At 62.1% G+C, this 26,452-nt stretch carries 20 protein-coding genes; 10 read left to right on the top strand and 10 right to left on the bottom strand.

Going from position 1 to position 26,452, the window contains the following annotated elements; all coding sequences use genetic code 11:
• Positions 1-422 precede the first annotated feature (422 nt).
• A complete protein-coding gene (locus I2I05_RS11900; RefSeq protein WP_196282485.1) occupies positions 423-2,471 on the bottom strand; it encodes an alpha amylase C-terminal domain-containing protein in 2,049 nt (682 codons plus the stop codon).
• 143 nt (positions 2,472-2,614) lie between these two features.
• On the opposite strand from I2I05_RS11900, the gene ggt reads away from it, so the two are divergent.
• The 3 genes from ggt to I2I05_RS11915 all read left to right on the top strand — a co-directional run bounded on the left by ggt (position 2,615) and on the right by I2I05_RS11915 (position 8,625).
• Positions 2,615-4,369 carry a gamma-glutamyltransferase gene (ggt, locus tag I2I05_RS11905; RefSeq protein ID WP_230688299.1) on the top strand — a complete coding sequence of 585 codons (1,755 nt, stop codon included), beginning with the start codon at positions 2,615-2,617 and terminating at the stop codon, positions 4,367-4,369.
• A 346-nt stretch (positions 4,370-4,715) separates the two neighbouring features.
• Entirely contained in the window at positions 4,716-7,934 is a 3,219-nt protein-coding gene (locus tag I2I05_RS11910; RefSeq protein WP_196282486.1) for a TonB-dependent receptor, read from the top strand.
• Between the two features lie 103 nt (positions 7,935-8,037).
• Entirely contained in the window at positions 8,038-8,625 is a 588-nt protein-coding gene (locus I2I05_RS11915; protein WP_196282487.1) for a DUF4269 domain-containing protein, read from the top strand.
• A gap of 95 nt (positions 8,626-8,720) precedes the next feature.
• Here I2I05_RS11915 and I2I05_RS11920 read toward each other — a convergent pair whose 3' ends face one another.
• The 5 genes from I2I05_RS11920 to I2I05_RS11940 form a co-directional block, all read right to left on the bottom strand.
• Positions 8,721-9,089 (bottom strand): hypothetical protein, encoded by a 369-nt coding sequence (locus tag I2I05_RS11920; RefSeq protein WP_196282488.1) that lies wholly within the window; start codon positions 9,087-9,089, stop codon positions 8,721-8,723.
• 249 nt (positions 9,090-9,338) lie between these two features.
• The gene (locus tag I2I05_RS11925) at positions 9,339-9,689 is read right to left on the bottom strand and encodes a hypothetical protein (protein WP_196282489.1); all 351 of its coding nucleotides are present in this window, start codon (positions 9,687-9,689) and stop codon (positions 9,339-9,341) included.
• A 164-nt stretch (positions 9,690-9,853) separates the two neighbouring features.
• Positions 9,854-12,031 (bottom strand): M3 family metallopeptidase, encoded by a 2,178-nt coding sequence (locus I2I05_RS11930; RefSeq protein WP_196282490.1) that lies wholly within the window; start codon positions 12,029-12,031, stop codon positions 9,854-9,856.
• Between the two features lie 224 nt (positions 12,032-12,255).
• Positions 12,256-13,296 carry an NYN domain-containing protein gene (locus I2I05_RS11935; protein ID WP_196282491.1) on the bottom strand — a complete coding sequence of 347 codons (1,041 nt, stop codon included), beginning with the start codon at positions 13,294-13,296 and terminating at the stop codon, positions 12,256-12,258.
• Positions 13,297-13,462: 166 nt separating this feature from the next.
• Entirely contained in the window at positions 13,463-13,606 is a 144-nt protein-coding gene (locus tag I2I05_RS11940; RefSeq protein WP_196282492.1) for a hypothetical protein, read from the bottom strand.
• On the opposite strand from I2I05_RS11940, the gene I2I05_RS11945 reads away from it, so the two are divergent.
• Both I2I05_RS11945 and I2I05_RS11950 read left to right on the top strand, forming a co-directional pair.
• Positions 13,580-16,459 (top strand): TIM-barrel domain-containing protein, encoded by a 2,880-nt coding sequence (locus tag I2I05_RS11945; protein WP_394368729.1) that lies wholly within the window; start codon positions 13,580-13,582, stop codon positions 16,457-16,459. The genes I2I05_RS11940 and I2I05_RS11945 overlap by 27 nt on opposite strands.
• A gap of 20 nt (positions 16,460-16,479) precedes the next feature.
• Entirely contained in the window at positions 16,480-17,016 is a 537-nt protein-coding gene (locus I2I05_RS11950; RefSeq protein WP_196282494.1) for a GNAT family N-acetyltransferase, read from the top strand.
• 3 nt (positions 17,017-17,019) lie between these two features.
• Here I2I05_RS11950 and I2I05_RS11955 read toward each other — a convergent pair whose 3' ends face one another.
• From I2I05_RS11955 to I2I05_RS11965, 3 genes are all read right to left on the bottom strand, one after another.
• A complete protein-coding gene (locus I2I05_RS11955) occupies positions 17,020-17,721 on the bottom strand; it encodes a phosphatase PAP2 family protein (RefSeq protein ID WP_196282495.1) in 702 nt (233 codons plus the stop codon).
• A gap of 91 nt (positions 17,722-17,812) precedes the next feature.
• Positions 17,813-18,364: a YceI family protein gene (locus I2I05_RS11960; protein WP_196282496.1), complete on the bottom strand. Its 552-nt coding sequence runs from the start codon at positions 18,362-18,364 to the stop codon at positions 17,813-17,815.
• Between the two features lie 38 nt (positions 18,365-18,402).
• Positions 18,403-18,942 carry a hypothetical protein gene (locus I2I05_RS11965; protein ID WP_196282497.1) on the bottom strand — a complete coding sequence of 180 codons (540 nt, stop codon included), beginning with the start codon at positions 18,940-18,942 and terminating at the stop codon, positions 18,403-18,405.
• A gap of 233 nt (positions 18,943-19,175) precedes the next feature.
• Between I2I05_RS11965 and I2I05_RS11970 the strand changes: the two genes are divergently transcribed.
• Together I2I05_RS11970 and I2I05_RS11975 are read left to right on the top strand one after the other, a co-directional pair.
• Positions 19,176-20,171: an aldo/keto reductase gene (locus tag I2I05_RS11970; protein WP_196282498.1), complete on the top strand. Its 996-nt coding sequence runs from the start codon at positions 19,176-19,178 to the stop codon at positions 20,169-20,171.
• 154 nt (positions 20,172-20,325) lie between these two features.
• A complete protein-coding gene (locus I2I05_RS11975) occupies positions 20,326-21,240 on the top strand; it encodes a helix-turn-helix domain-containing protein (protein ID WP_196282499.1) in 915 nt (304 codons plus the stop codon).
• A gap of 215 nt (positions 21,241-21,455) precedes the next feature.
• On the opposite strand, the gene I2I05_RS11980 is transcribed toward I2I05_RS11975, so the two are convergent.
• Positions 21,456-22,700, bottom strand: a complete 1,245-nt coding sequence (locus I2I05_RS11980) for a helix-turn-helix domain-containing protein (protein ID WP_196282500.1) — start codon at positions 22,698-22,700, stop codon at positions 21,456-21,458.
• A gap of 117 nt (positions 22,701-22,817) precedes the next feature.
• On the opposite strand from I2I05_RS11980, the gene I2I05_RS11985 reads away from it, so the two are divergent.
• The 3 genes from I2I05_RS11985 (at position 22,818) to I2I05_RS11995 (ending at position 26,236) form a co-directional block, all read left to right on the top strand.
• The gene (locus I2I05_RS11985) at positions 22,818-24,263 is read left to right on the top strand and encodes an alpha-amylase family glycosyl hydrolase (RefSeq protein WP_196282501.1); all 1,446 of its coding nucleotides are present in this window, start codon (positions 22,818-22,820) and stop codon (positions 24,261-24,263) included.
• A 110-nt stretch (positions 24,264-24,373) separates the two neighbouring features.
• Positions 24,374-24,967: a nitroreductase family protein gene (locus I2I05_RS11990; RefSeq protein ID WP_196282502.1), complete on the top strand. Its 594-nt coding sequence runs from the start codon at positions 24,374-24,376 to the stop codon at positions 24,965-24,967.
• A gap of 129 nt (positions 24,968-25,096) precedes the next feature.
• Positions 25,097-26,236 carry a TlpA disulfide reductase family protein gene (locus I2I05_RS11995; RefSeq protein WP_196282503.1) on the top strand — a complete coding sequence of 380 codons (1,140 nt, stop codon included), beginning with the start codon at positions 25,097-25,099 and terminating at the stop codon, positions 26,234-26,236.
• Positions 26,237-26,452: the final 216 nt, after the last annotated feature.

The raw sequence follows: 26,452 nt of genomic DNA on the forward strand, positions 1-26,452 counted from the left end.
GTGTGAATAGCTCAACCGCTAGAATGTCAAATTTACTTGCCCCCTACAGGCGTATTTCACTGTTTTTCGTTGAGCTGCCGGATTTGGCCGTTCAATTGCCGCTTTGACAACATGAAGAAAAACTGGCAGGCCGGCCCCCATTGCCGAGCACCTTGCCAGCGAAGCCACATTGCGCTTGCAGCTACCGGCTGGCGCGTGGCCGCCATCGCCAGCCACTTTAGCCTCTATTAAGCCACTCCTACTTCCAGCAGCGCATCGGTACCATGTCCCAGGCATTTCGCCAAGCCGCGTAATTACCCCTGCTCATTTCCGGCCAAAAGTTCACCTAAACGAGAAGAGCGGACCATCGGGTCCGCTCTTCTCGTTTTGTTCTTATATAAAAATGACTTAATCAAGATTATCCACGTCCCTGCTTTATCTCGCTAAGCCCGTGCCAGCACCAGCGCCACCCGGCTGGGCACGTACAGGCTCAACTGGTGCTCAAAGGTTTCATACACAAAGCCCTCATCCGTCCGGTCGAAGCCGCCGAAGCGGCTGTTGTCCGAGGAGAGGACTACGCGATATTGGCCTTCCTGAGTCACCCAGAAGCGGTAGTCGGTGAGGCTTTTTTCGATGTGCAGGTTCACGACGAAAACCAGGCCGCCGCGCTCGTACACCAGCACCTTGTTTTCCTCGTCGTGCTTGAGCAGGGTGGCGGGGCCGGCGGCCAGCAGGTGCTGCCCGCGCGCCATCTGCACCAGGGCTTTATCGAAGGCACCCAGTTGGTGAAATTTCAGGTCGGGGTTTTCGCTGAGACTCCACTGGCGGCGGGCAAACTGGTAGCTCCAGCCGTTGCCTTCACGCGGAAAATCGACCCACTCGGGGTGGCCGAATTCGTTGCCAATAAACGTGAGGTAGGCCTCGCCACCGACCGAGAGCGTGAGCAGCCGGATGAGTTTGTGCAACGCCAAGGCCCGCGCCGCGCCGGGGTCGGGGTCGCCGGCCTGCATGTGCGTGTAAATGCCCGCATCAAACAGCCAATGGGCCAGCGTTTTATCACCCACCAGGGCTTGGTCGTGGCTTTCGGCGTAAGCCACCGTCTTCTCGCCGGCGCGGCGGTTGCTGAGCGTGTGCCACAGCTCGCCGAGCGGCCAATGCTCGTCGGGCGTGTGCTTGAGCAGCTTAATCCAGAAATCAGGAATGCCCATGGCCAGGCGGTAGTCAAAGCCCACGCCGCCTTCCTTGATGGGGCGGCATAGGCCGGGCAGGCCACTCATGTCTTCGGCTATCAGGAGGCTGCCTTTCTTGAGTTCGTGGGCCAGCGTGGTGGCCAGCTGCAAGTACAAAATGGCGTCCTCGTCGGCGCCGGGGCCGAAGTAATTGTCGTAGCCCACAAAAGCCACGCCCTCGCCGTGGTGGTGGTAGAGCATGCTCGTCACGCCATCGAAACGGAAGCCGTCGAAATGGTACTCTTCGAGCCAGAAGCGCAGGTTGCTGAGCAGGAAGCGCTGCACTTCGTCGCGGCCGTAGTCGAACAGCTTGCTGTCCCAGCCGGGGTGGTTGCCGCGGTCGCCGCGGTGGAAGTACAAGTTGCCCGAGCCATCAAAATTAGCCAGCCCTTCGGCCTCGTTTTTCACAGCGTGCGAGTGCACAATATCGAGCAGCACGGCAATGCCGCGGCGGTGCGCTTCGTTGATGAGAAACTTCAGGTCTTCGGGCGTGCCGAAGCGCGAGCTGGCGGCGAACAAATTGGCCACGTGGTAGCCAAAAGAGCCATAGTACGGGTGCTCCATCACGGCCATGAGCTGCACCACGTTGTAGCCGCCGGCCTCGATGCGGGGCAGGATGTTTTCGGCAAATTCGCGGTAAGTGCCCACGCGGCCTTCCTCGGTGGCCATGCCCACGTGCGCTTCGTAAATGAGCGGCTCCATGACCGCAGCCGCAATTTTAAACTTCTGGTCGGTCCAGGCAAATGGCGTTTCGGGCTGCCACACCTGGCCGGCAAAATCCTTGGTTTGCTCGTTTTGCACGGCGCGGCGCAGGGTGGCCGGCAGCCGGTCTTTGCCGCCGCCCGCCGTCACGACGTGCACTTTATATAGGCTGCCGTGCGTAAGGCGGTTTTTATATTCGGCATCGGGCAAAAACACTTCCCACACGCCAAACTCCAGGCGCCGGAGCGGGTGGGCCTGCCGGTCCCATTGGTTGAAATCGCCAATCAGAAACAGGGCCTCCGCGCCGGGCGCCCACTCCCGGTACACGTAGCCGCCGCGGGTGGCGTCGTGGTAGAGTCCAAGCTGCTGGTGGGCGGTGGCGTACTGGGCCAGCGAGCCGTGGTACTTCTCAATTTCTTCGATGCGGGCTTGCAGCCGTGCCTGACGCCGGCGCAGCACGGGCTCGTAGGGCGCCAGCCAGGGGTCGTTTTTCACCAAGGCCAGCGGGGCCGGGCGGCGGGCTTTGGGCGCGGTGGAAGCGGTAGGTTTTGACTTAGCCATGGTGCAGAAGGTTTACGCCAAAAGTAAGGCGTTGAAGCCGTCGGTCCTGCATAGTCAGCAGCTCACCTGCAAAATCTTGTAGGTCAGCGGCTATTTATAATCCGGGGGTAGCAAACCAAAGAAACATAGCGTTATTTTGTCTTATGATGAAAACCCGATATTTGGCCCTTCCGCTGGCATTTGTGTTCGCTTGCTCCGCCGAGCGTCCGGTTACTTCCACCTCGCGGGCGTTTGAGGGCTCGCTGGCCACGCCGGTGCCCGCCGCAGCGGCGCCCCGCCTGGCCAACTACGCCATGGTGGTATCGGCCCACCCCGAAGCTTCCAAAATTGGCACCCTGGTGCTGCAACGCGGCGGCAATGCCTACGATGCCGCCGTGGCCGTGCAGTTTGCCCTGGCGGTGGTGCTGCCGGCCGCCGGTAATATTGGGGGCGGCGGTTTTCTGCTCTACCGCGACCGCAACGGCTCGGCCGGAAGCCTCGATTTCCGGGAAACCGCGCCGTCCACGGCCAGCCGCGATATGTACCTCAACGCCCAAGGCAACGTGGTGGCCGGCCTGAGCGCTGCCGGCCCGCTGGCCGTGGGCACGCCCGGCACCGTGGCCGGCATGGCCACGCTGCACAAGCAGCTGGGCAAGCTGTCGTGGCCTTCGCTAGTTCAACCCGCCATAGCATTGGCCACCAAGGGCTTCCCCCTTACGCTCAAAGAAGCCGAAGGATTGAATCGGGCCCGCGCCGACTTCATGAAGTTTAACCCTGGTAGCGCGCCATCATACCTGCGGCCTGGGGGCGGCGACTGGCAAGCCGGCGATACGCTGCGTCTGCCCGAGCTGGGCCGCACTTTGGGGCGCGTGCGCGACCAGGGCCGCGCCGGTTTCTACCGCGGCGAAACCGCCCGCCTGCTCCTGGCCGAAATGAAGCGCAGCGGCGGCCTCATCAGCCAGAAAGACCTCGACGCCTACCAGGCCAAGTGGCGCGAGCCCCTGCGCGGCCGCTACCGCGACTACGACGTCATCACGATGCCGCCGCCCAGCAGCGGCGGCGTGGCCCTGCTGCAAATGCTGCAAATGCTGGAGCCCGTGGACCTGGCCCAGGCCGGCTACCACACGCCCCTGGCCGTGCATTTCATGACCGAGGCCGAACGCCGCGTGTACGCCGACCGCGCCACCTACCTCGGCGACCCCGACTTTGGCAATGTGCCGGTGCAAAAGCTCTTGGATGTGGACTACAACCGCCAGCGCGCTGGCTCCCGGCGCTCGCGCGGGCGGGCCACGCCCAGCAGCGAACTGACGGCCGGCCCCAGCCTGCCCAGCTACGAAAGCGCCGAAACGACTCACTATAGCATTGTGGATGCCTTTGGCAATGCCGTGAGCTGCACCACCACGCTCAACGGTGCCTTCGGGAGCAAAGTAGTGGTTCCCGGGGCGGGCTTTTTGCTGAACAACGAGATGGACGACTTCAGCGCCAAGCCCGGCACGCCGAATGCCTACGGACTGGTGGGCGGTTCGGCCAATGCCATTGCCCCCGGCAAGCGCATGCTCAGCAGCATGACGCCCACCATCCTCACCCGCAACGGCAAGCTGGCCCTGGTAGTGGGCTCGCCCGGTGGCAGCACCATTATCACCAGCGTGTTGCAAACCATTTTGGGAGTGGTCGACTACGGGTTCAACGCCCAGCAAGCCGTGACGGCGCCCCGCCTCCACCACCAGTGGCAGCCCGATGTGCTCGACGTAGAATCCGGCGCCTTGCTTCCCGCGGCGCAGGATACGCTGCGCGCTCGTGGCTACCGCATCAACCCGCGCCTGCCCTGGGGCCGCCTCGACATCATCCACGTGCGGCCCGACGGCAAACTGGAAGGCGGCGCCGACCCCCGCGGCGACGACACGGCCCTGGGCTACTAAGTAGCAGTCAGAATAGGTTTACAGAAAAAGGGCGGCTCCGGTGGAGCCGCCCTTTTTCTGTAATTATCTGTATATTACATACATGAGCTATGTATCACGGAGGCCGGCGATTATATTCGAGGCGAACCCGGGCCCGCCCTTGCCGGGGCTGAAGCTGCCGCGCAATGGCGCGGGAAAAGTAGCCCCGACAACTGCTGCATATACCCGGCTCATATCAAGCTCAATTCACCTTTGCGTTATCATTTGCTGCTGTTAAATAGATGATACTTGCCTCATTAACTGATGCATTTGCTTTTGCGGCCGAATTCAGGGAGGGTCTTTTCTGGTAACCAAAAAACGTACTTCTATGAAACCGAAACATTACTTTTTTCTGCTGCTGGGCTGGGTGTTGCTGGCTAATGGCCACGTTGCCGCCGCTCAAGGCGTAACCACCGCCGCCATGAAGGGCGTGATTCTGGACAGCAAAGGGCAGCCGCTGCCCGGCGCTACGGTGCTGGCCACCCACTTGCCCACCGGCACGCCCTACGGCACGGCCACGCGCGACAACGGCCAGTTTGACCTGCTGAACATGCGCATCGGCGGGCCCTACGAAATCAAGGTGTCTTTCGTGGGCTTCGCCACTTATGTGCAGGGCGATATCCAGCTGGCACTGGGCAAGACGTTTGAGGTGAACGTGACGCTGGCCGAAGAAGGCCGTGCCCTCGACGAGGTGGTGGTGCGCGGCAACCGCGACGGCATCATCAACAAGGACCGAACCGGCGCTTCTACTAACATCAACAACGCGGCCATCCGCACGCTGCCCACCATCAGCCGCTCGCAGGAGGACTTCACGCGCCTCACGCCGCAGAGCAGCGGCCTGAGCTTTGGGGGCCGCAACACGCTGTACAACAACTTCTCACTCGACGGCTCCATCTTCAACAACTCCTTCGGCCTGGACGCGCCCACGCCCGGCGGCCAAACCAACTCGCAGCCGGTGTCCATCGACGCCATCGAGCAGCTGGAGGTGAGCCTCGCGCCCTACGATGTGCGCCAGGGCGGCTTCACGGGGGCCGGCGTGAACGCCGTGACCAAGAGCGGCACCAACGCCTTCCGGGGCACGGCCTATACGTTTTTCCGCAATGAAAACCTTATTGGTGAGAAGGTGAGCGGCGAAACCGTGCGCAACCCCGACCTCAAATTCAACCAGACCGGGTTCTCGCTGGGTGGCCCCATTCTGCAGAACAAGCTGTTCTTTTTCACTAACGCCGAAATCACGCGACGCGACGACCCGGGCCTCACCTTCCGGCCGGCCAGCAGCGACGCCGAAGCCCAGGCGGCCCTCAACGGCCAGGCCAGCGGCGTGAGCCGGGTGCTGGCCAGCGACTTAATCGCCATCCGGCAGCGCCTAGTGGACGTGTACGGTTACGACCCGGGCACCTTTCAGGACTTTACCTACCGCACGTCGAGCGACAAGTTTCTGGCCAAGCTGGACTGGAACATCAACGACAAAAACACTTTCTCGCTGCGCTACAACTACCTGAAGAGCTTCCGGGAGCAGGGCCCCCACCCCATTGCTATCGCGCCATCGTCGCGGGTGCAGGGCGTGAACACCCTGCAGTATTCGAACTCGGGCTACACCATTAATAACAACCTGAACTCGGTGGTGGGCGAACTGAATTCGCGCTTCGGCGAGAAGTTCAGCAACAAGGCCCAGCTGAGCTATTCGGCGTTCCGCGACTTCCGCGAGCTGCCCGACGCCAAGCTGTTTCCCCAAATTGACATCACCCGCAACGGCACGACCTACGTGAGCGTGGGCACCGAGCAGTTTTCGGCCAACAACGTGCTGAACCAGAATATCACGCAGTTCACGGACAACCTGAGCTACTTTGCCGGCGCCCACGTGCTCACGGGCGGCCTCACCTACGAGCGGTTCAGCTTCTTCAACGCCTTCAACCTGCAGCGCTACGGCTACCCCTTCTTCGGCGGCCTCGACATCAACCGCTTCTTCCAGGTAACGGACCGCACCAATCCCGACTTCGTGGACCTCAACGCCATTGCCACCGCCGGCGGCCAGCGCCCGCTGAAGGGCGTGGACGTGGACGTGGCCCAGCTCGGCCTCTATGCCCAGGACGAGTGGAACGTGACGCCAGATTTCAAGCTGACCATCGGCCTGCGCGCCGACATGCCCATCTACAGCACCGACGTGGCCCAGAACGAGCAGGTGCTCAACGCGCCGCTGCTGGACTCCAACGGCCAGCCAGCCCGGGTGGACGTCACCGAGTTTCCGAAGGCAAAGCCCCTGTTCTCGCCCCGCGTGGGCTTCAACTACGCCCTGAACAAAAGCGCCCTCACCACGCAGCTGCGCGGCGGCACGGGCATTTTCACGGGCCGCATTCCCTTTGTGTGGATTTCCAACCAAGCCTCGAACGCGCAGTTTGACGCCGGCTACACTTTCCAGATAAACGGCACGGCCCGCGACTTCAAGTTTCCGCAGGTGTGGCGCTCCAACCTGGCCATCGACCAGCAGCTGCCCGGCGGCGTGGTGGCCACGCTGGAAGGCATTTACACCAAGGATTTGAACGCGGCTATTCACCGCAACTACAACCTCGTGACGCCCACCGAGCGCCTGCAAGGCGCCGACAACCGCCTGATTTACCCGGCCGCCGGCCCGCGCATCACGCCCGGCTTCTCCGGCCCCGACGGCCAGTTCAGCTTCCTCGACGCGGGCGTTATCGTGCTCGAAAACACCAAGAAAGGCTACCAGTACAGCGTGACCGGCCAGCTGAAAAAGGACTTCACCAACGGCCTGTTTCTCTCCGCTGCTTACACTTACTCGAAGGCCAAGGACGTGACCTCGAACCCCGGCGAGATTGCCGCCGACGCCTTCCAGCGCAACCCGGTGGTGGGCAACGCCAACCAGCCCGAGCTGGCCTACAGCGACTTTGGCCTGCAGCACCGCATTATTGGGGCGGCCGGCAAGCGCTTTGCCTACGCCGACAACAAGCTGGCCACCACGCTGAGCTTCTTCTTTGAAGCCGCCCAGGGCAACCGCTTTTCCTACACTTACGCCGGCGACCTGAACCGCGACAACATCGTGGGCAACGACCTGCTGTTTGTGCCCAACGCGCGCAGCCAGATTAACCTGGTGGATATCGTTTCGACCGGCCCCAACCCGGTGGTGCTCGTTTCGGCCGACCAGCAGTACCAGCAACTCGACGCCTACATTCGGCAAGACGACTACCTGAACTCGCGCCGCGGCCAGTACGCCGAGCGCAACGGCGCCATTAGCCCCTGGTACACCCAGCTCGACGCCAAGCTGCTTCAGGACTTCACCGTCACGGCCGGGGAGCGCAAGCACACCCTGCAGCTCAGCCTCGACGTGCAGAACCTCGGTAACCTGATAAACTCGGACTGGGGCGTGCGCCGCGTGTTTGCCAACAACCGCTTCATCGAAACTGCTTACCCAACGGCAACGTCCAACACCCCAACCTACCAGTTCCGCGGCGGCAACCAGACCTTCATCAACAACACCGACTTGAACAGCCGCTGGCGCGCTCAGCTCGGCCTGCGCTACATCTTCGACTAGCGCGCGACCTGACCTAAATGACAACGGCCCCAAACTCATGCGTTTGGGGCCGTTGTTGCGTTAATTGGGTTAATTGGGTTAATAAATAAGCCGTTTGGCACTAATGCTTCCCTTCCAAAATCTCGCGTACCTGCAGCACGGCACCGCCGCGCAGCGCCAAGCCTACCAAGTGCTGGGTGCGCTGGACCTAATGGCAGTGCTGGGGGCTTACACCCCGCGGCTGGTCGGCACGTTTCCGCTGGACCTGCAACAGCCCGGCAGCGACCTGGACCTGGTGTGTGAGGTGCACGATTTCGCGCCCTTCGAAGCCTTGCTGGCGGCGCATTACGGCGAGCAGGCGCAGTTTGCGCAGTGGCGCACGGTGCGCCAGGGGCTGGCCAGCAGCGTCACGGCCTTCTCGGCGCACGGCTTGCTGGTGGAAGTATTCGGCCAGCCGCTGCCCAGCGAGCGGCAGCACGGCTACCGGCATTTGTGCATCGAGCACCGGCTGCTACAGGCTGGCGGGGCTGAATTTCGGGCGCGGGTGCAAGCCCAGCGAGCCGTTGGTATCAAAACCGAACCGGCTTTTGCTATAGCCCTGGGATTGAATGGCCCAGACCCGTATGCTGAGTTACTGGCCCTGGAAGGCTTTTCGGAAGCAGCGCTGCGGTCATTGGTGGAACACGGCATCTCCTTGCGCACAAGCAACTAGCCCCAGCAGGAATTCAGGCAACAAAAAGGGACCGGCAGCGGGCCGCTAATCGCGGCCCGCTGCCGGTCCCTTTTTCGTAATAAATCCGGCTAAAATTAATGAGCAGCGGGCATCCGGGCTACCAGGCGGAGGTTGCCGGCGGCGGCGGTCAGCTTCTGGCTGATTTCGCGGGCTTTGTCGCCCTCGCCGCTGAAGCTGTGCACCGACAGGGCAGCCTGAGCCGTCATCTCGCCCAGGTTCTGGAAGGCTTCGGCCATGCCGGCGGCGTTGTTGTTGTCAATAAAGCCACGCAGTGCTTCCAGTTCCTGCACGATGGGGCGCATCGTGGGCTCGTTGGTCGAGCGCAGGTGTTGAATCCAGTTATCAATCTGGTTGTATCCCGCAGCCGGGTCATTCTGAAAACCGCTGCCGATAGCAGCGAAAATGGCTTGAATGCTGGATTCTACTTCGGAAATAAAGCTCATGGGAGGAATGGAGGGAGTTGAAAGTTCGGCCCAACCGCGCTGCGCCCCCACCAAGCAGGGCCGCTAAGCCAGGGCTTGCAGCCGCGAAGGTACGCAGGAGCACAGGCAAAAAGCCAATTTTACAGCCTGCGGCTTTGGGCCGGGCTTCAGGAATGGGCCTCTATTTACCAAGCAACTTGCCGCGCAAAAAACGCCGCGCTCACTAGCAACGAAGCGCCTTTTCAGCTTTTGCGGGGCTGCAAGGTGGTGCTAGGCGCGCAGTTGGCCGGCTGCCGAACTCAGCGCCTGGCCCAGCTCGCGCAGTTTGGCTTGGGCGTCGGGCGTGGCCGTTTCGGCGGCTTTGGTGGTGTGTTCGCCCAGGGTACTCAGGCTTTGGGCCAGCGCGCCGGTATCGGAAGCGCCGCTGCGCAGCGTGTCGTGCAGGCTTTGCAGCTCCGCCGTGATGCCCGCTAGCTGGGGCGTGCCTTGCAGGGTTTTAATCCAGCCCGAAATGGTGGGGCCGGCCACCCCGGCCGCGCTGGCCAAGCCGCCTTGCAAGGCGTTGAGGGTAGCATCGAGCTGGCTGGTGCCCTGGCGGCTTTGTGATTGCGAATTGTCCATAGTAGTTGAGCCTAAAAGGTGGAATTATGGGGTACCAACACGCGCCGCCCGCACTTGTTAAATTACGAACGAACAACATTTTGGTCTTTCACTCCAACGAAAAACCCACCAAACCCTTTCAAATTAAGGGCGTGTATGAGAATTGACCTGCTGGTCTGGCCAAGCTAGCTCTTCTTCCCAGCCGCTTTTTTCACCGATTTGGCCGGGGCCGCGCTGGCTTTTTTGGCGGCCGCCATGGGGAAGCCTCGCTCACGCATCAGGGCATCAATTTTGGGGTCGCGGCCCCGGAAGTTGCGGTAGGCCTGGGCCGGGTCCACGGTGTTGCCGATGGAGAATATATTCTTGGTCAGGCGCTGGCCCACGGCCTTGTCGTAGGGGCCGCCGGCCTCGGTGAAGGCGCTGTAGGCATCGGCCGCCAGCACCACCGACCACAGGTAGCTGTAGTAGCCCGCCGAGTAGCCATCGGAGGAGAAAACGTGCGAAAACTGCGGCGTGCGGTGGCGCATCACAATCTCGCGGGGCATGCCGAGGTGGGCCAGGGTTTCGCGCTCAAACTTATCGGCGTCGATTTTCTGGTCGCCGGCCAGGTGCAGCTTCATATCGATGAGGGCGCTGGCCAGGAATTCGGTGGTTTCGAAGCCCTGGTTGAAGGTCGACGCTTTCTCGATGCGGTCGACCAGCGCCTGCGGGATGGGCTTGCCGGTCTGGTAATGCACCGCGAAACGCTGGAGCACCTGCGGCGTGGGCAGCCAGTTTTCGAGCACCTGCGAGGGGAATTCCACGTAATCGCGCACCACGCTGGTGCCCGAGAGCGACGGGTACGTCACGTTAGAAGACAAGCCGTGCAGGGCGTGGCCGAACTCGTGAAACAGCGTGGTGGCATCGGTCCAGGAAATGAGCGTGGGCTCGCCTTCCTTGCCTTTCACGAAGTTGGAGTTGTTGGAAACGATGGTGGTCACGGGCTGGCCGTCCAGGCGCTGCTGGTTGCGGTAGGCATTCATCCAGGCGCCGGAGCGCTTGCCGGTGCGGGCGTAGGGGTCGAAATACCACAGGCCCACATGCTGACCGGTGGTTTTGTCTTTCACCTCCCACACCTTCACGTCGGGGTGGTACACGGGCACGTTGGTGATGGGGCTGAAATTGAAATTGAACAGCTCGCCGGCTACCCAGAACATGCCTTCGCGCATCTTGTCGAGTTGCAGGTACTGTTTCACCTCGTTCTGGTCGAGGTCGTAGCGGGCTTTGCGCACTTTCTCGGCGTAGTAGCGGTAGTCCCAGGGCTCAATTTTGAAATTAGCGCCCGCCCCTTCTTTGCGGGCCAGGGCCTGCATGTCGGCCACTTCCTGCTTCACCCGGGCCACGGCGGGCGTCCACACCTGCTCCATCAGGGCCATGGCCGCTTCCGGCGTTTTGGCCATGGTGTTGTCGAGGCGCCAGTGGGCGTGGGTTTTGTAGCCCAGCAGCTTGGCGCGCTCGGCCCGGAGCTGCAGGATTTGACTGATAATAGCGTTGTTGTCGTGCACGCCGCCGTTGTCGCCGCGGTTGTAGAACATGCGCCAGGCTTTTTCGCGCAGCTTGCGCTGGTCCGAATAAGTGAGAAACGGCTCGATGGACGAGCGGGTGTTGGTGATGACGCCCGCCGCGGTCAGCTTGCGGGACGTGGCCGCCGCGGCCGCGTCGTCGCGCAACGAAACTGGCAGGCCCACCAAATCGGCGGTGGTTTTCAGCACCAGTACGGAGTCCGTTTCATCGGCCAGCACGTTCTGGCTGAACTTGGTGAACAGGCCCGCCAACTGCTGGTTGATTTCCGATAAGCGCGTTTTGGCTTTGGCATCGAGCTTGGCGCCGGCCCGCACCAAGTTATTGTAGTACAGCCAGGAAAGGCGCTGCTGCTCGGGCGTAAGCTTGGCTTTTTCGGGCGAGTTGTACACCGCTTCCACGCGCTTAAACAGCGCTTCGTTCTGGTTGATTTGGTCGGAGAAAGCCGCCAGCCGGGGCGCCATTTCACGCTGAATGGCCTGCACTTCGGGGCTGCTCAGTGTGCCCGACCAGATGCCGTATACGGTCTGCACTTCGTCCAGCCGCTGGCCGGCCCGCTCGAGCGCGGCGATGGTATTTTCGAAAGTAGTGGCCTGCTTGTTGGTGGCAATGGCATCGATTTCGCGCAGGTTTTCGGCCATTGCCGCTTCCAAAGCCGGCTTGAAATGCTCCACTTTTACCTTATCGAAGCCTGGCACGCCACCGTAGGGGCCGGCCCAGGGAGCCAGCAGCGGATTGGTGGCAGTGGCGGAAGCGGCGGTGGCCACCGCCGCGGTTTGGGCAGAGCTGGGCGTTGGGGTCATAAAGGCAGCAAGACTAAGGGCGAGCAGCGCATTGGCCAGCTGCTGTTTGCCTAAAAAAGGTGAGTGTAACATGCGCAGGAACGAGGCGTTGGGATGGGTGGGAAGGTCTATATCACACAAAGGTTTACCGGGTTTGCTGAGGAAGCAAGGCCGTTAAAAACGAGGCCCTAAGCAAGCGCATCTTGCAAAAACCGGCACTCCTGAAAGCAGTTCGAAACCGGCACTTAGTTCCCGGGTGCCTCGCTCGGCTGGAGTTGCTGCACGTTGGGATGGCTGTAATTCAGCACAATTACCGAGAACGGGTGGGGCTCGCCCTCCCGCTTTTCGATGCGGATGGCGCCGGCTTCGCGCAGCTTGTTGAGCAGGTCGCGGCGCTCGTAGTCGGGCAGTTCAGGCAGCTCATCGGCCAGCAGCCGCATAAACGGGCCCAGCCAAAGCTCGCGCACCGGCCGCTGCTGCTTGGCCGCGAGCTTCTGGAACTCTTTGAGCATGAAAGCCAGCGTGCGGAGCTCACTGTCGATGCTCAGCAGCTGGCTGGGCGCAAATTCGGGCACTTCATCGAGCAGGCGGGTGGTTCCGGGCCGGGCCGAAGCTGGCCCAGCGGGGCGCGGGGCGCCGGGCCCGGCCTCGGGCGTGGCGCCCTTGGTGCGGTCCGCATCGGGGGCCAGGGCGGGGCCTTGCTCCCGCGGGCGGCGGCTGTCGTCGGGTTTGCGCTGGCGGTCGGCGCGGCGTTTTTCCAGTTGCGCCACGCTCTCGGGCGCCAGCAGGTCGCGGGCGTCGAGGAAGTTTTCGGCCCCGATGTTCTGGAGCAAATCGCCGGAAACGGACTCGCGGAAGCCCGCCACCAGCACCTGCCGGGCCTGCCGGCGCAGGTGCTGCAGCAGGGGAATGTAGTCCCGGTCGCCGGCCACGAGCACGAAGGTGCCGATGTCGGGCCGGGTGTACATCACCTCCAGCGCGTCGATGCACAGCTGCATGTCGGCGGCGTTTTTGTGGTCGGTGCCCAGCACGTTGCGGGTGCTCACCCCCATGAGGTAGAGGGCGCCCTGGGGCGCGGTGGCCAGGCGCTCAAAATCGGCGTAGGCGTAGCTGATTAAGGAATCCAAGCCTTTGGCGTGCAGCTGTTCGCGCAGCGTGCGGACAATGTCGAGCACGTAGTCGTTGAGCTCGGGCGGGTCCTGAAAGTGGTTTTTGAGGAAGTAATAGATGTTTTCAAAATCAATGAAAATAGCGGCGTAGGGAGAGGCAGCGGATTTGGATGCCATAATAATAGCTAGGTTGAAATGCAGGAAAGCCCAGAAAGCAGCTTTCGTTGCCGATGGTTTACGCAGCTAACCGGCTATTCGGTATGTGTGCCCCCAACCGTAACTTGCCGCCTTCCCTCCTTCTCTGCATTGGATGAGCCCAAATCCCCGTTTCCAAAGCATTTTTCTACTCCTCTCGGGGCTGCTTGTCTTGTGCCCGGCGCTTGGCGTGCAGGCCCAACGCGTAGGCCAAGGCCGCCCGAGCAACGACCCGTTTGGGCGGCGCGTGGTGCCGGCGCGGGCAGTGGCGGGCGGGCGGTATCAGTCGCATTCTACAACCATAGAAACACAGGAGCCGGTAGCACCTGGACACGGCCAAGATGCCGATTACGCATCTATCATTTATAGTTTACGAATTAAATCTTCTGACGGAAGCACCTTACAAATAAGGCCTTTGGCTGCTGGCGTTATTAAAATTAACTATTTCACCCCAGGCCGCAGCTTTGATTCCGACAGCTCAGTGAGCGTGATTCAATTTCCACAGTCGGCTGGAGCTGAGCAATATCAAGAAAGAAATACGGCCAATTTTCTGAAGTTATCACTTCCCGATGATTTAAACATTGTCGTCAAAAAGCAACCTCTGCGTATCAGCATCCTCAGAGGCACTGACACGCTGGTATCTGAAGCGGCTGGAGCTTTTCGCCAAGTAGCCCAAACGCCTGCTGTGGCTGGTACCTCGGCTGCGGCTGCCACCTTCGCCCCCGGCGGCACGGCCGTGCGCTTCCGCCTCGCGCCGGGCGAGCGGCTCTACGGCACCGGCTCCCGCGCCCTGCCCGTGAACCGGCGCGGCTACCGCCTCGAGCTGTATAATCAGGCACACTACGGTTTCGGCAACGGCGAGCCTAACCTCAATATCACGCTGCCCACGGTGCTCAGCAGCCGGGGCTACATGCTGTTTTTTGACCACCACGCGCCCGGCTACCTCGACCTGGGCAAAACCGACAAAAACGTACTGGAATACGGCGCCGAGAACCTGACGTCGCTCAGCTACTTCGTGATAACGGGCCGCGACCAGGCCGAAATTCTGGAGCGCTACACCGCCCTCACCGGGCGCCAGCCGCTGCCGCCGCGCTGGGCGCTGGGCCTCATCCAAAGCCGTTTCGGCTACAAAACCGATGCGGAAATGCAGCAGGTGGCCACCCGCATGCGCCGCGAAAACTTCCCGCTCGATGCGCTGGTGCTGGACCTTTATTGGTTTGGCGGCACCAAGCGGCAGGGCGATTTTGATTGGGACGGCGCAAAATTCTCCAACCCGGCCGGCATGATGAGCCGCCTGAAGCAGCAGGGCATCAAAACCATCCTGATTTCGGAGCCCTACGTGATGCGCACCTCGCGCAACGACAGCCTCGTACGCACCCAGGGCCTGGTGGGCACCACGTCCATGGGCCGGCCGTTCACGGTGGGCTCGTTCTGGGCCGGGCCGGCCAGCATCCTCGACGTGTTCAAGCCCAAAACCCGAAGTTGGATGTGGGCCCAGTACCGGCGCCTGCACGACCAGGGCGCCGCCGGCTGGTGGTCGGACCTCGGCGAGCCCGAAAACCACCCCGAAGCCATGCGCCACGCAACCGGACCCGCCCGGGCCGTGCACAACGCCTACGGCCAGGAATGGGCCCGGATTATCCAAGACAATTACTCCCAGGAATTCCCCGATGAGCGGGTGTTCAACCTGGCGCGCTCGGGCTGGGCGGGCATGCAGCGCAACTCAGTGTTTCCGTGGTCGGGCGACATCCAGCGTTCCTGGAGCGGCTACCAGGCCCAGATTCCCGTGATGCTCGGCATGGGCCAGGGCGGCGTGGGCTACATGCACTCCGATGCGGGCGGCTTCTGCGTGGGCGGCATCGACAGCGAATTGTACACTCGCTGGCTGCAAATGGCCAGTCTCTGCCCCATTCTGCGGCCCCACGGCGAGGGCGTGCCGCCGGAGCCGTACTACTATCCCAACCCCTATAAAAGCAGCGTGCGCAACGCCGTGCAATTGCGCTACCAGTTGCTGCCGTATTTGTACACGTTGGCTTGGCAGAATACCCTTTCGGGAGCACCATTGGCGCGAACGATGGATTTTGGCGCCGACATTTCCTTTCAACAGCAAGCCGCTACCATTGGGCAGACAGCGGCCGACGCCACGGCAGCCACAACTGCTCCTGATGGAAGAATACAACCGTCCGCCGCGCCATCAGACGAGGCGGACATTACCCAATTGGCCACGCTCAACGACCAATACCTGCTCGGCCCCAACCTGCTGGTGGCGCCCGTGCTCAACCCCAGCCAGCGCCGCCGCAACGTGGTACTGCCCGGCGGCAACTGGATAGACTACCATTCCAACCTCACCTACCCCGGCGGGCGCACGGTGGGCGTGGCGGCGCCGCTGGCCCACGCACCGCTGCTGGTGCGGGCCGGCGCTTTCCTGCCCACAACTCCCTACCGCCCCAGCACCGCCCAATACCGGCCCGATACCCTCCTGCTGCGCTACTACCCCGACCCCAGCACACCGCAGTCGGAGTTTACGATGTACGACGATGACGGTCATTCGGCCCGCGCATTGGCACAAAAGCAGTTCGAAACCCTGACTATGCGCGGCACCCACACCGCCGGCCAAACCGACGTGGTACTGAGTTGCCAGGGCAGCTATGCCGGGCAGCCCGCATCCCGACTGGTGCGGCTGCTGGTGCAGCGCGTGGCGGCTCCACCCACGGCCATCTACCTCGATAAGGAACAGGCCGCTGCCGACATTTCGAGCTACGACCCGGTCCGCCACGAACTGGAGGTTCGTTTTCGGATAAAAGCCGGCGCGACGGTGAGCCTGCGCGGACTGAAACTCATTGCCGAACCCACCGCCGCCGACCCCGAAACCCTGACCTTAGAAGCACCCGGTAGCCGCACTTTCGGCCCTCGCGGTACCACGTTGCGCTACACCCGGCATGCCGCAGGCACGGCCGACGCGCCGGTGCTCCTGCTCATTCGCAACGCGCAGGGCGACGTGGTGCGCGTGTTCAGCCTCGATACCTCTCCCGGCCCTCATTCCCTGGCCTGGAACGGCCGTGACGACCAAAACCGCCCGGTGGCGCCCGGCGTGTACGTGGCCGAAGCCAGCGAGCAGCACCAGCGCCTGATTGTGACGCCCTAAACCGTATATCCACTTCCGCAATGCAGTCTTTTGATACCGCCCACCTGCACTTTCGCCCCTTAACGGATGCCGACACGGCCGGCATGTTTGCCCTGGATTCTGACCCGGCCGTGCACCGCTACCTGGGTGGCATTGGGGGCCATATTCTGACCGAGCCGGCGCAGAGCCTAGACATGATTCGCTTCATCCAGGCGCAGTATGCGGCCGTGGGCATTGGGCGCTGGGCGGTGCTGCTGCGCGCCACCGGCGAGTTTATGGGCTGGGCGGGGTTGAAGCTGGTGGCCGGGCCAGTAAACGGGCTGCAAAACTTCTACGACCTCGGCTACCGTTTCCGGCCGGGCTTCTGGGGCCAGGGCTACGGATACGAGGCCGCCCAGGCCTGGCTCAGCTACGGCTTTGAAACCATGAAGCTGCCGCGCATCTGCGCCTACGCCGACGTGGAAAACGCCGCTTCCCGCCGCATTCTGGAGAAAGTGGGGTTGCGGCCTGGGAATTTATTTGAAGAAGCCGGCACTCGCTGCGTGTGGTACGAAGCCAGCAACCCACAGCAGGCTTAGCGCTTACTTCAAGGGTGATACCTGCTCCGGGCCCTGTTCAGCCCCATAAAAGCGAAAAGCCGGCGCAAACAGCAGAAATACGCCCGTAACCCACCCTATGGCGCTCAGCCAACCGGCCAGCACATCGGAAGGAAAATGCACGCCCAGGTACATGCGCGACCAACCCACGGCCAGGGCAAACAGCGGCAGCCACGGCCAGGCCAGCCAGTGCACCCGGTGCTGCCACAGCAGGAACGTAACGGCCGTGGCCAGCGCCGCGGTATCCATGGCGTGCCCGCTGGGAAAGCTGAAGGTGAGGGCCGGCTTGATGCTCACCCAGAGGTCGGGGCGCGGGCGGGCAAAGTGGGCCTTGAGCACCTGCGTGAGGAGCATACTCCCGCCCACAGCCAACACAAACACTCCCGCCTGGCGCCAGTAGCGCAGGCGGGCCAGCACGGCTGCCACCACCACGCCCAGCGCAATCATGGGCTCGGAATCGCCGATGTTGGCCAAGGCCACGGCCAGTGCATCCAGGGTTGGTGAGGCATTGCGGTAGAGCAACTTCAGGATGGCGTTGTCGCTGGCAAAGCCGCCGGTCCACACTTTTTGGGCCAGCAGCACAAATCCAACCCAGGGCAGCACGAACCCCAGCAGCAGCACCGCCAGCAACATGGCCTGCTGCTTCGGGCCACCCCATGTTTTTTTCCAAGACCTGGCAATCGACATAGCAAATGGGTAAAGGCTCGACACTGGCAGGCCAACCAGCCCCTGCTGTACGGGCGCCACCGCGGAGCGTTTGCCACCACCGGCCCGGGCGCTACCGGGCCACCACGTCAAAAGTCAGTTGGAAATCATTCCGGACGGCGTAGCTGCCCAGATTCTGGAAGAAAGAGGTGGAGTTGAAATTGATGCCAAAAAGGGTGCGGTCGATGGTGGCCGTACCGCTGAGCCGCAGGCCACCGCCGGGCACGGCTGTCACCGTGGCCGGGAAGGCGATGGGTTTCGTTTGGCCCTTGAGCGTGAGCATGCCCCGTGCCTGCCCGGCCTTGAAATCTGTGAGCTCGAAGACAGCGGCGGGGTATTTGGTGGCGTCAAAAAAATCGGGGCCGCGCAGGTGCTCAGCCAGTTGGGCTTGGTCGTGGGCAATACTGGTCATGTCGAACACCACGCGGGCTCGGCGCACGGTTTGGCCATCGGCCACCAGTTGGCCTTCGCGCAGCCGGATGATGCCCTGGGGCGCCCAGGAGCCGACTTCGGCGTGGCCGGTCCAGGTGAGGGTGCTGGCGGCGGGGTCGAGGCGGTAGGTGGTGGCGGCGGGCTGGGCCGCGAGCAGTGCCAGCAGAAGCGAAAGCAACGACAGGATTTTCATGAGGTCAAGAATTAGAAGTGGTGCGGGGTTTGGCCGGTTTATTTCGGGGATTGGGGCTCGGCTTCGGTTTCAATCAGCCCGTAGCCTTTGTAGAGGCGGCCTTGCGCGTCTTTGGCGATGATGAACCACAGGGCATCGCCGCCATACAGGCTTTTGGCGCTGGCGGCGTACCGGTAATTGCGGGCAAACGTGTAGGTAACGCCCTGCTTCAGCTGGCCGCCGGGGCAGTTGAAGAGTTCGGCAAATTCGGCGGGTGTTTCGTGCAGGTTGGTTTTCCAGCCCGTGGCATCGTGCCAGATGTAGCTGCCGCAGCTCACCATTTGCAGGTCGCCGATTTCGGCGCGGATGGCGGTGCTGTGTTTCCAGACGTAGCCGCCGGGCACGGCCGGGTTGGGCTCGAGGTGGTTGGGGTTGGGCGTGTGCCAGAGCGTGAGGCCCACGGGCAGGCGGCGCAGCTCGTCGGGCAGCACGCGGGTGCGGTCCGTCCAGGCCGGGGCTGGTGCGGAAGTGGTTTGGGCCGAGGCGAAGGGTGCGCTCAAGGCCAGCGCGCCGAGGGAGAGCAGCAGAAAACGAAGCATAAAAGAGGGCGTTTGAAGTACGGCCCAAAGGTGGCCTCCTCCCCTGCCCGCAAGCGCCCCAATACCGGATGTGGGACGTACCAGAACCGGATATGGGCCATTTCCGCCGGCTGGGTGGGCAGCTAACGCTCCGTTTTGTGTTGCAGAAACCGCGCTTTGTATAGGCCTTCGCTCCGGCTTGGCCAGGACCTTTGTGGCGTACCAAAGCACTTCATTTTTACCCCATTATCGCAATGAGCACCCTCAAAAAAGTAGCATTAGGCAGCCAGGGCCTGGAAGTGCCCGTCGAAGGATTGGGCTGCATGGGCATGACCAGCGGCGTAAACGGCATGAGCGTATACGGCGAGGCCGATGAGGCCGAAAGCCTCGCCACCCTGCACCGGGCACTGGAGCTGGGCGTGACCATGCTGGACACGGCCGACCTCTACGGACCCATGTACAACGAGCGCCTCGTGGGCAAAGCCATTGCCGGCAAGCGCGACCAGTTTATTGTGGCCACCAAGTTTGGCTTCGAAGTAGACGACCAGGAGCAGTGGACCGGCGGCTACAACGGCCGCCCCGAGTACGTGCGCAAGTCCGTGGAACGCTCCCTGCGCAACCTGGGCACCGACTACATCGACCTCTACTACCTGCACCGCGTCGACCCGAACACGCCGGTCGAAGACTCGGTGGGGGCCATGAGCCGCCTCGTGGAAGAAGGCAAAGTGCGCTACCTGGGCCTGAGCGAAGTATCGGCCGACGTGCTGCGGCGCGCCCACCAGGTGCACCCCATCACCGCGCTCGAAACCGAATATTCCCTGTTTGACCGCAAGGTGGAGGAAGAAGGCATCCTGCAGGCAACGCGGGACTTAGGCATCGGCTTTGTGGCCTATTCGCCCCTGGGCCGGGGCTTTTTATCGGGCGACATCAAAACCCCCGACGATTTCGAAGCCAACGATTCGCGCCGCTTCTTCCCCCGCTACCAGGGCGAAAACTTCTACAAAAACATTACCCTGGTGGAGAAGCTTAAAACCATGGCCGACACCAAGCACATCACGGCCGCACAACTGGCGCTGGCCTGGGTGCTGGCGCAGGACGTGGTGGTCATTCCCGGCACCAAGCGCCGCAAGTACCTGGAAGCCAATGTAGCCGCCGCCAGCATCATCCTCAGCCCCAGTGATTTGGCCGAGCTGGATGCCATTATGCCGGTGGGCAGTGCGGCCGGTGCCGCTTATCCGGCTGGTTTTTAATAAGAACCACGTAGTCGTTTAAGATTAGATTCCAAAAAACGTCATGCCGAGCGCAGCGAAGCATCTTGCGTGTGGTAGTAAACCAATCGTATTGATTAGTGACAGCACGCAAGATGCTTCGCTGCGCTCGGCATGACGTTTCAATAAGCATTTCATGAAACAGCCCAACAAGGAAATTCGGGTGTTGGCCACCGTCACCGATTACACGCGGTTCTTCGGCTTGCCCGCGCCGGCGCATCCGCTGCTCACGCTCATCGACCTGTCGTTGTGCCGCCACCTGCCGCGGGTGCTCACGCCGGTGGTGCAGCAGCTCTACACCGTTTCGCTCAAGCGGGACCTGAAGGGGCTGATGCACTACGGCCACCAGTCCTACGACTTCAGCGAAGGCTTGCTGGTTTTTGTGGGGCCGGGACAGGTTTTCGCGGTCAGCGAGAGCCTCGACACGTCCAACGTCAGCGGCTGGATGCTGGTCTTCCACCCCGACCTGCTGCTGAAGTACCCGCTAGGCAAGAAAATTGCCAGCTACGGCTTTTTCTCCTACGAGCTGCACGAGTCCCTGCACCTCTCCGCCAAAGAAGAAAGCGTGCTCGACAGCCTGCTGCTCAGCATGAAAGGCGAATACGAGCAGCCCATCGACGCCTTCAGCCAGGACGTGCTGATTTCGCAGCTCGAAGTGCTGCTCAACTACGCCAACCGCTTCTACCACCGCCAGTTTCTGACCCGGCGCACGGCCGAGCACGACCTGCTGAGTCGCTTTGAAACCCTACTGGCCGCCTACTTCACCCAAGACGAGGGCCCGTCGCTGCCCACCGTGCAGTTTTTTGCCGATGCGCTGCACGTCTCGCCCGCCTACCTCAGCGACATGTTGCGCACCCTCACGGGCCAAAACACCCAGCAGCACATCCACCAGCGCCTGATTGAGAAGGCCAAGCAGCTCCTGCTCACCACCAACCTGTCCATCAACGAAACGGCGTTTCGGCTGGGCTTTGAGTACCCGCAGTATTTCACACGCCTGTTCAAAAGCAAAACGGGCGTGACGCCGGCCGCCTTTCGGGTGTCGGCTAACTAGGGTTCTCGCGCTCAGTTAGGCCGACTGCTTCTTGCCAACCTCATCAATAATAAGAGTGACGTTTCTTCCGCTTTACGCCTTGGCATCGGACTAGCCTTGCACAGCGGCACTATCAAAACCGCTCCGGCCGGCGAGGGGATGCCGTAAGGAAACACCTCCCGCATATTGGTCCCTCCCAACGCCTAGAGCTGCTCGGAGCCACTACCGCCGCAGCTTCAGGCGTGGTACTCCCGCGGGGCCACGCCGGTTACCTGCTTGAAAATGCGGTTGAAGGTGGTTTTGGAGTTGAAGCCGCTCTCGAAGGCGATGCCCAGCAGGGTGTAGCGCCGGGCATCGGGCGCGGCAAGGCGACGCTGCACTTCGGCCACGCGGTAGCCGTTCACCAGGTCGTTGAAGGAGCGGCCGAAGCCGGCGTTCACGGTGAAGGAAATGAGGCGTGGGGCCAGGCCGGTGTGGGCCGAAAGCTGGGCTAGGGTCAGCGTGGGGTTCTGGTACAGGCCGTCGTCAACCAAGGCCCGCCGGATGCGCTCCATGACGAGCGGGTCGGGCGGAGTAAGTACGGCGATGGGCAGCTCGGCAGTTGCGGCGTGTTGTTGCAGTGGCGTTTCTAAGGTGGCTGGCGTTGCGCTGGATTCAGTAGCGGCCGGAGCAGCAACCCACGTAGGGTTGGGCACTGCGTTGCTGAGTGCTGGCACGGACTCCGAGCTTTCAGCCTCCAGTTGTTCGGCCTCTGGCGCGAAATGCACCGCCCGCATATCGGCCTGCCGCAGGCCCACAATGCCAATGACAAACACCACGACGCCCAGCAGCTCGGTGGAAAAATCGTAGCGGTAGTACACCCCAAAAAACTCGCGCAGCACCAGCTCCACCAGCCACTGCCCGCTCACCACGGCCAGCAACACCAGCAGCCAGCGCAACCAGCGCAGCCGCAGGCGCGATACTTCGGAGAAATTGTCTTCGAGCCAGCGGCCATAGCCCCGCAGCAAACGCAGGCTCAGGAATAAGTAAGCCATGAGCGACACCCACGTGCCGATAAATTCCAGGCGGTAGGTCAGCGGCTGGTGCACCTGCTCCCAGAAAGCAAAGCGCACCGCGTAGGGCTGAAAGCGCAGCCACCAATACAGCCCCGCCTGCGCCAGCACCGGCCCGAAGTGCCACCAGTACCGGGCCCGCCACCGAAACCCGCTGTTCACCAGACTGCGCACGTAGAAATACAGCAGCGGCCCAAACGCCAGCGAATAGTAGATGGGCGAGAAATACAGCCCGGCATTCTGCCCATACAGCCCCGATACCCGAAAAAAACCGTCGAGCACCCACAGCGCAATGGCGCCCATGAGCAGGGCCAAAAAGCGGTTCGACACCCGGTTGACGGGCGCGGCGGCCAGAAGCCCGGCCGCGAACAGGGCCTGCGCGATGACAGCAAACAGAGCCATCGCCATGAAGGAAACGTCGACGTGCATGGGCCTGGAGGCCAGAGAGGAAAATAAACTGCTCGGCATAATGCGCGCCGCAAGAACGGGACGTTCGCGCTATTTTCCCCCACCAACGCCTTTGCCAAGAAACGCCTACTTTGCGGCATGACTCACGCCCCTCTTGCTGGCCTGTGGTGGGCCCTGCTGCCGCTGCTTTTACTCGGCGCCTGCCAGTCGGGCAGCAATTCTTCGACCGAAAAGTCAGCCGCCCAAAAACCGGCGGCACCGGACGCTAGCGCCTTCACTGTTAAGCATCCGGCTTGGGCGGCATCGGCCACCATTTACCAGGTTAATGTGCGGCAATTTAGCCCCGAAGGCACGTTTCGGGCGGTGGAGCCGCACCTGCCGCGGCTGCAGAAAATGGGCGTCGGCATCTTGTGGCTAATGCCCATCAACCCCATCGGCGTGAGCCACCGCAAGGGCACGCTGGGCAGCGCCTACTCCGTGCGCGACTACCGCGCCGTGAACCCCGACCTGGGCACCATGGCCGATTTACAGCACCTGGTGAAGGAGGCGCACCGGCTGGGCATGCACGTCATTCTGGACTGGGTGGCCAACCACACCAGCTGGGACAATGCCCTCACCACCCAGCATCCGGACTGGTACACCCGCGACAGCGTGGGCGGTTTTCGGCCGCCGGTGGCCGACTGGCAGGACGTCATCGACCTCGATTACAGCAAGCCCGCCCTGCGCCAATACATGACCGAAAGCATGGTGTATTGGGTGAAGAACGCCGATATCGATGGCTACCGGGCCGACGTAGCCGGGCTGGTGCCCACCGATTTCTGGAATGACACGCGGCAGGAGCTGGAGAAAATCAAGCCCGTGTTCATGCTGGCCGAATGGGACGAGCTGTTTCCGCCCACGTTCATTTCGCGCCAGGAATTCGACCCCAATACCCGCCTCTTGGAAAAAGCCTTCGATGCGACCTACGCCCTGCGCCTGCACGGCCTGCTCGATAGCCTGGGCCGCAACCAAAAGCCCACCGCCGAGCTGGCCCGCTACGTGGCCGCCGAGCGCCGGTTCTACCCGCCCGGCGTGAATCTGATGTCCTTCACCAGCACCCACGACATCAACGCCTGGGACGGCAGCGAGTACGAGCGCCTCGGGGCCAACGCCCAGGCCATGGCCGTGCTCACCACGCTCTGGCCGGGCATTCCGATGCTGTACAACGGCCAGGAGTCGGCCATGAAAAAGCGGCTGCGCTTCTTCGACAAAGACACCATTCCGTGGAGTAACTACCCGCTGCAAGATTTTTATGGAACGCTGTTGCAGCTGAAGAAGCAGCACCCGGCGCTGCGGAATTTTGACGCCGAAGCCGCTTTTCAATTGCTGCCGGCGCCGGCGCAGTGCGTTGCCTTCGTGCGGCAAAAAGGAGCAGCAAAAGTGTTTGTGGCCATCAATCTTGGCAACAAGCCCGAGAATGTGGCGCTGCCCACCGGCCCGGCGCAGCCCTGGAAAGACGTCATTTCAACAGTTTATTTGAAGGCTCCCACGTCCGATTCTGTGCGGGTGGCGGCGCATGGCTGGGCGGTGCGCAGCATCGACTGAGCGGGACGGAACCAATCAAAAAACCTGCGCGGCGGTTTTTGAATACCAACCATTGAGCGGCGCCTGGCGTCAGCTTTAGTAGCCGGCTGGCTCATTTCCAGCTCTCCCCCATGACTTCTCCCCTCTTCGACACCGAGCAAATCAACCAGCTCATCCGCACCCGGCGCAGCACGTTCATCCCGCAGTTCGTGCCCGGCCGGGTCATCCCCGATTCCACCATCTGGCAGCTGCTGGAAAATGCCAACTGGGCCCCCAGCCACAAGCAGTCGGAGCCGTGGCACTTCACGGTATTCACGGGCGCGGGCTTGGTTCGGCTGGCCGAATTCCAGGCCGATTTGTACGAGCAAACGGCGGGACCGGCCTTCAAAGCCGCCAAGCACGCCAACCTGCGCGCCAACCCGCCGCGGTGCTCGCACGTCATCGCCATTGCCATGAAGCGCACCGAGCGCCGCCTGCCCGAGGTAGAGGAAATTGAAGCCGTGGCCTGCGCCGTGCAAAACCTGCACCTCTCGGCCCACGCCTACGGCCTGGGCGGCTACTGGAGCAGCGGCGGCATCACGTACACCGACGAAGCCAAGGCTTTTTTCGGCCTCGAGGCCGACGACCGGCTGCTGGGCTTTTTTCAACTCGGCTACATTGAAGTGCCCTCCGCCCCCGGCAAGCGCGGTCCGGTGGCCGACAAAACGCGCTGGGTGAGCGAATAACGGGCTCAGCTGTGCGGTATGTTGGCTAACCCCTGTATTTTAAGGGCGTAACCGGGCCATGCCCACGCGGTACCCGACGCAACCACCGCCGAGCAAACGGTGTCCTACTACTGCTTTAATCTGAACTCCATGAAAAAAATCCTGTACAGCGCATTGCTCCTGTTGCCCGGCTTGGCCCAGGCTCAAACCGAAAACTTCGTGGTGAAAGGCACCGTGGGCGCCAAAGCCGGCGTCACAAAAGCCTACCTGGGCTACCCCGTTAACAAAGTCTGGACGACGGACTCGGCGGTGGTGAAAAATGGCCGTTTCGAGTTCAAGGGTACTGTGCCCGAGCCGGGGCGGGCTTCCCTCACCTTCAGCCACAAGGGCACTCCCTTGAAGAAATCGAAGGACGCTAGCAAGCAATTCTTCTACCTGGAAAAGGGAACGGTAACGGTGGCCACGCCCGATTCGGCTGCCAAAATTACCGTGCGCGGCACGCCGCTCAACGACGAAAACGCCAAGCTGAAGGCCGCGCTAAAGCCGCAGAGTGACCGGTACGAGGCCATTATCAAAGAATACCGGGCCCAGCCCGAGGCCACCCGCAAAGACGCGGCGTACCTCAAGCAGCTCGAAGCCAAGCTCGAACCCATCGAAGCGGAGCAGCAAAAAATTCGGTCCGAATACGTGAAGACGCACCCCGATACGCGTTTTAGCTTGTTCGTTTTGCAGGACGTGGGCGGTTCTGTGCCGGAAGTGGGGCCCTACGCCGCGCTGTTTCAAGGCCTGAGCGCCAACCTGCGGAGCACGCCGCGGGGCCAGCGCATCGACGAGCAAATCAAGCGCCTGCAAAAGGTGGCCATCGGCGCCGTGGCGCCGGATTTCACCCAGAATACCCCCGACAACGTGCCCGTGAAACTATCGAGCCTGCGCGGCAAGTACGTGCTGGTTGATTTCTGGGCCAGCTGGTGCGGCCCCTGCCGCCAGGAAAACCCGAACGTGGTGAAAGCCTACAACACGTACAGGGACAAGGGTTTCACGGTCCTCGGCGTGTCGCTGGACAAGGAAGGCGCCCGGGAGGCGTGGCTCCGCGCCATTGAGAAAGACGGCCTGACCTGGACGCACGTTTCGGACCTGAAATTCTGGAACAACGCCGTGGCGCAGGAATACGGCGTGCAGGCCATTCCGCAAAACTTCCTCATCGACCCCAGTGGCAAAATTGTGGCCGCCAACCTGCGGGGCGAAGACCTGCAAAGCACCCTCGACAAGCTCCTGAACAAGGTTAACTAACGCGGTTTCAGACTCGGTATTTACGCTGCCAATCCCGTTGCTCCGAAAGCGAAGCGGCGCGGGTTGGCGGCTTTTTACTGCCGGTAACTGTTCGCGGGCCGGTGGATACTGCTGTCATTCGGATTTGAGGAGTTCAGGCCTTTCCCAAGCGCGCCAACCGGGCCAAAACCTGCGCTCATGCCCGAATTTCAGGCCACTTTTGGAGGAATTTCTACG

This window comes from Hymenobacter jeongseonensis (assembly GCF_015694725.1).
GTDB classification, from domain to species: Bacteria; Bacteroidota; Bacteroidia; order Cytophagales; family Hymenobacteraceae; genus Hymenobacter; species Hymenobacter jeongseonensis.